Annotated in this window: 3 rRNA genes; all 3 read right to left on the reverse strand. The window is 55.1% G+C overall.

Annotated elements, in window-relative coordinates:
• Nucleotides 1–46: 46 nt before the first annotated feature.
• A 5S ribosomal RNA gene (gene rrf / locus L5G28_RS19205) occupies nt 47–163 on the reverse strand.
• An 88-nt stretch (nt 164–251) separates the two neighbouring features.
• Nucleotides 252–3,392 (reverse strand): 23S ribosomal RNA (locus L5G28_RS19210).
• Between the two features lie 481 nt (nt 3,393–3,873).
• Nucleotides 3,874–5,396 (reverse strand): 16S ribosomal RNA (locus L5G28_RS19215).
• Together the 16S, 23S and 5S rRNA genes form the textbook arrangement of a ribosomal RNA operon.
• Nucleotides 5,397–5,480 lie beyond the last annotated feature (84 nt).

A 5,480-nucleotide genomic window follows, 5' to 3' on the forward strand; every position in this document is an offset into this window, starting at 1 on the left:
GTTAGAGCCCCCAACACGTGGTGTTGGGGGCTCTAACTCGGGTTTAGTTCGGCGGTGTCCTACTCTCCCACACTGGTTAGGGTGCAGTACCATCGGCGCTGGAGGGCTTAGCTTCCGGGTTCGGAATGGGGCCGGGCGTTTCCCCTCCGCTATAGCCACCGAAACAATATGAGGTTATCGCGTGTGCGGCCTCAGAAGTAGATAGTGGATGCGACATACATTCTTACAATACGTAAATGTGTGTGAGTGTTGTTAGTAAGTCCTCGGCCTATTAGTACCAGTCACCTGAACATATTGCTATGCGTACAGTTCTGGCCTATCAACCCCATGGTCTGTAGGGGGCCTTACCCTGCCCGAGGGCAGGTGAGAAACCTCATCTTGGAACAGGCTTCCCGCTTAGATGCTTTCAGCGGTTATCCCTTCCGAACGTAGCTAACCAGCAGTGCTCTTGGTAGAACAACTGGCACACCAGAGGTTCGTCCGTCCCGGTCCTCTCGTACTAGGGACAGGTTTCCTCAAGTTTCTAATCGCGCGCGGCGGATAGAGACCGAACTGTCTCACGACGTTCTAAACCCAGCTCGCGTGCCGCTTTAATGGGCGAACAGCCCAACCCTTGGGACCTACTCCAGCCCCAGGATGCGACGAGCCGACATCGAGGTGCCAAACCATCCCGTCGATATGGACTCTTGGGGAAGATCAGCCTGTTATCCCCGGGGTACCTTTTATCCGTTGAGCGACACCGCTTCCACTTGCCGGTGCCGGATCACTAGTCCCGACTTTCGTCCCTGCTCGACATGTACGTCTCACAGTCAAGCTCCCTTGTGCACTTACACTCAACACCTGATTGCCATCCAGGCTGAGGGAACCTTTGGGCGCCTCCGTTACATTTTAGGAGGCAACCGCCCCAGTTAAACTACCCACCAGGCACTGTCCCTGAACCCGATCAGGGTCCGAGGTTAGAAGCCCAATACGATCAGAGTGGTATTTCAACAACGACTCCACCACCACTAGCGTGGCCGCTTCACAGTCTCCCACCTATCCTACACAAACCGTACCGAACACCAATACCAAGCTATAGTGAAGGTCCCGGGGTCTTTTCGTCCTGCCGCGCGAAACGAGCATCTTTACTCGTACTGCAATTTCGCCGAGTCTGTGGTTGAGACAGCAGAGAAGTCGTTACGCCATTCGTGCAGGTCGGAACTTACCCGACAAGGAATTTCGCTACCTTAGGATGGTTATAGTTACCACCGCCGTTTACTGGGGCTTAAATTCTCAGCTTCACCACACAAGGCGGTTAACCGGTCCTCTTAACCTTCCAGCACCGGGCAGGCGTCAGTCCGTATACATCGTCTTACGACTTCGCACGGACCTGTGTTTTTAGTAAACAGTCGCTTCTCTCTGGTCTCTGCGACCACCACCAGCTCAGAGTGCACGACTCATCACCAGCAGTGGTCCCCCTTCTCCCGAAGTTACGGGGGCAATTTGCCGAGTTCCTTAACCACAGTTATCTCGATCGCCTTAGTATTCTCTACCTGACCACCTGTGTCGGTTTGGGGTACGGGCCATGCACCAACTCACTAGAGGCTTTTCTCGGCAGCATAGGATCACTGAATTCGCCACAACGGCTACGCATCACCTCTCAAGCCATATGAGACACGGATTTACCTATGCCTCGCTCTACAGGCTTACACCAGTACAACCACTGACTGGCCCAGCTACCTTCCTGCGTCACCCCATCGCTTGACTACTACACCCAAGGTCCCACGCAGCCACACCACACACGATCCGAAGAAAGTACACGATGCTTTTGGGTGGTTAGTACAGATGATTCGCCATTGGTCGCGGATGCACGGGTACGGGAATATCAACCCGTTGTCCATCGACTACGCCTGTCGGCCTCGCCTTAGGTCCCGACTCACCCTGGGCGGATTAACCTGGCCCAGGAACCCTTGGTCATTCGGCGGACAAGTTTCTCACTTGTCTTTCGCTACTCATGCCTGCATTCTCACTCCCACACCCTCCACACCTGGATCACTCCGGCGCTTCCACGGATGCAGGACGCTCCCCTACCCACCCACACCACTAGATGACATTCCCGAAGAAACATCACCGATGATTGTGTGAGTGCCGCGGCTTCGGCGGTGTACTTGAGCCCCGCTACATTGTCGGCGCAGGATCACTTGACCAGTGAGCTATTACGCACTCTTTCAAGGATGGCTGCTTCTAAGCCAACCTCCTGGTTGTCTTCGCGACCCCACATCCTTTTCCACTTAGTACACGCTTAGGGGCCTTAGCCGGCGATCTGGGCTGTTTCCCTCTCGACTACGAAGCTTATCCCCCGCAGTCTCACTGCCACGCTCTCACTTACCGGCATTCGGAGTTTGGCTGACGTCAGTAACCTAGTAGGGCCCATCGGCCATCCAGTAGCTCTACCTCCAGTAAGAAACACGTGACGCTGCACCTAAATGCATTTCGGGGAGAACCAGCTATCACGGAGTTTGATTGGCCTTTCACCCCTACCCACAACTCATCCCCTCCATTTTCAACTGAAGTGGGTTCGCGCCTCCACGACGTCTTACCGTCGCTTCACACTGGCCATGGGTAGATCACTCCGCTTCGGGTCTAGACCCAGCGACTCATAACGCCCTATTCAGACTCGCTTTCGCTACGGCTACCCCACACGGGTTAACCTCGCCACTGAGCACTAACTCGCAGGCTCATTCTTCAAAAGGCACGCCATCACCCCACCACACAACATGCGGAAGGCTCTGACGGATTGTAAGCGTCCGGTTTCAGGTACTATTTCACTCCCCTCCCGGGGTACTTTTCACCTTTCCCTCACGGTACTAGTCCGCTATCGGTCACCAGAGAGTATTTAGGCTTACCGGGTGGTCCCGGCAGATTCACAGCAGATTCCACGAGCCCGCTGCTACTTGGGACACATCGACACCAGACCAATCGCTTACAGTTACGGGACTCTCACCCACTACGGCAGACCATTCCAGGCCACTTCACCTAACGAAAGATTTTCTTACTGGCGCTCCGCACGGCAGCACGAAGAACGACACTCCCACAACCCCACACGCACAACCCCTGCCGAGTATCACATACGCATGGTTTAGCCTCATCCGCTTTCGCTCGCCACTACTCACGGAATCACAATTGTTTTCTCTTCCTGTGGGTACTGAGATGTTTCACTTCCCCACGTTCCCTCCAACCCGGCTATACATTCACCGGGCGGTAACACGACATAACTCGTGCTGGGTTTCCCCATTCGGACACCCTCGGATCACAGCTCGTTTGACAACTCCCCGAGGACTATCGCGGCCTACCACGTCCTTCATCGGCTCCTGGTACCAAGGCATCCACCGAACGCCCTAAAACACTTACAACAACACCCACAAACACACCACAACCACCCCACCGACACCAACCAACCACACCCCAAAAACAGGGTGGGTGTCAGTGACACCAGCAGATACACGGTTGTGACACGAATGTGGACAACACAAACAAAACTTTGAAATTGCAATACACATCTACAAATATAAGATGCTCGCATCCACTATCCACTTCTCAAACAACACACACCCACCCGACCCCACACACCCCTACAGGGCGCGGAATCCAGCGAGCAGCAAAGGACAACACCCGTCACACAAAGCGACATGTGTTCCCTCAGAACCCCGATAGTGTGCAATATCCGACCATCCAGTCACCCAGAATGATCCCCAAACTCACCGCAACCACCACCCACATACACACGTATACAGATGCCGGCCACACGCCTGGACTTCTTGTGTTTCACCCATGAACAAACACCCACCCACACTACAGTCGAGCATGGCATGAGAATTGTTGTCTGCTCCTTAGAAAGGAGGTGATCCAGCCGCACCTTCCGGTACGGCTACCTTGTTACGACTTCGTCCCAATCGCCGATCCCACCTTCGACAGCTCCCTCCCACAAGGGGTTAGGCCACCGGCTTCGGGTGTTACCGACTTTCATGACGTGACGGGCGGTGTGTACAAGGCCCGGGAACGTATTCACCGCAGCGTTGCTGATCTGCGATTACTAGCGACTCCGACTTCATGGGGTCGAGTTGCAGACCCCAATCCGAACTGAGACGCGCTTTAAGGGATTCGCTCCACCTCACGGTCTCGCAGCCCTCTGTACGCGCCATTGTAGCATGTGTGAAGCCCTGGACATAAGGGGCATGATGACTTGACGTCATCCCCACCTTCCTCCGAGTTGACCCCGGCAGTCTCCTGCAAGTCCCCGGCATAACCCGCTGGCAATACAGGACAAGGGTTGCGCTCGTTGCGGGACTTAACCCAACATCTCACGACACGAGCTGACGACAGCCATGCACCACCTGTACACCAACCACAAGGGAATATGTATCTCTACATACGTCTGGTGTATGTCAAACCCAGGTAAGGTTCTTCGCGTTGCATCGAATTAATCCACATGCTCCGCCGCTTGTGCGGGCCCCCGTCAATTCCTTTGAGTTTTAGCCTTGCGGCCGTACTCCCCAGGCGGGGTACTTAATGCGTTAGCTACGGCACGGAACTCGTGAAATGAGCCCCACACCTAGTACCCACCGTTTACGGCGTGGACTACCAGGGTATCTAATCCTGTTCGCTCCCCACGCTTTCGCTCCTCAGCGTCAGTTACTACCCAGAGACCCGCCTTCGCCACCGGTGTTCCTCCTGATATCTGCGCATTTCACCGCTACACCAGGAATTCCAGTCTCCCCTGTAGTACTCAAGTCTGCCCGTATCGCCTGCACGCCTGCAGTTAAGCTGCAGAATTTCACAGACGACGCGACAAACCGCCTACGAGCTCTTTACGCCCAGTAATTCCGGACAACGCTCGCACCCTACGTATTACCGCGGCTGCTGGCACGTAGTTGGCCGGTGCTTCTTCTCCAGGTACCGTCACTTGCGCTTCGTCCCTAGCGAAAGAGGTTTACAACCCGAAGGCCGTCATCCCTCACGCGGCGTCGCTGCATCAGGCTTGCGCCCATTGTGCAATATTCCCCACTGCTGCCTCCCGTAGGAGTCTGGGCCGTGTCTCAGTCCCAGTGTGGCCGATCACCCTCTCAGGTCGGCTACCCGTCGTCGCCTTGGTAGGCCATTACCCCACCAACAAGCTGATAGGCCGCGGGCCCATCCCACACCGCAAAAGCTTTCCACCCCACGCCATGCAGCGCAGAGTCATATCCGGTATTAGACCCAGTTTCCCAGGCTTATCCCAGAGTGCAGGGCAGATCACCCACGTGTTACTCACCCGTTCGCCACTCGAGTACCCAGCAAGCTGGGCCTTTCCGTTCGACTTGCATGTGTTAAGCACGCCGCCAGCGTTCGTCCTGAGCCAGGATCAAACTCTCCAACAAAAAACATCAAAACAACCAACCCCCCAAAAAAGGGCCAGCAATTTCAACACAAGCCAGAAAGCAAAACCTGACCAATCCAAAAAA

Source organism: Gordonia liuliyuniae (genome assembly GCF_021739025.1).
Lineage (GTDB): Bacteria > Actinomycetota > Actinomycetes > Mycobacteriales > Mycobacteriaceae > Gordonia > Gordonia liuliyuniae.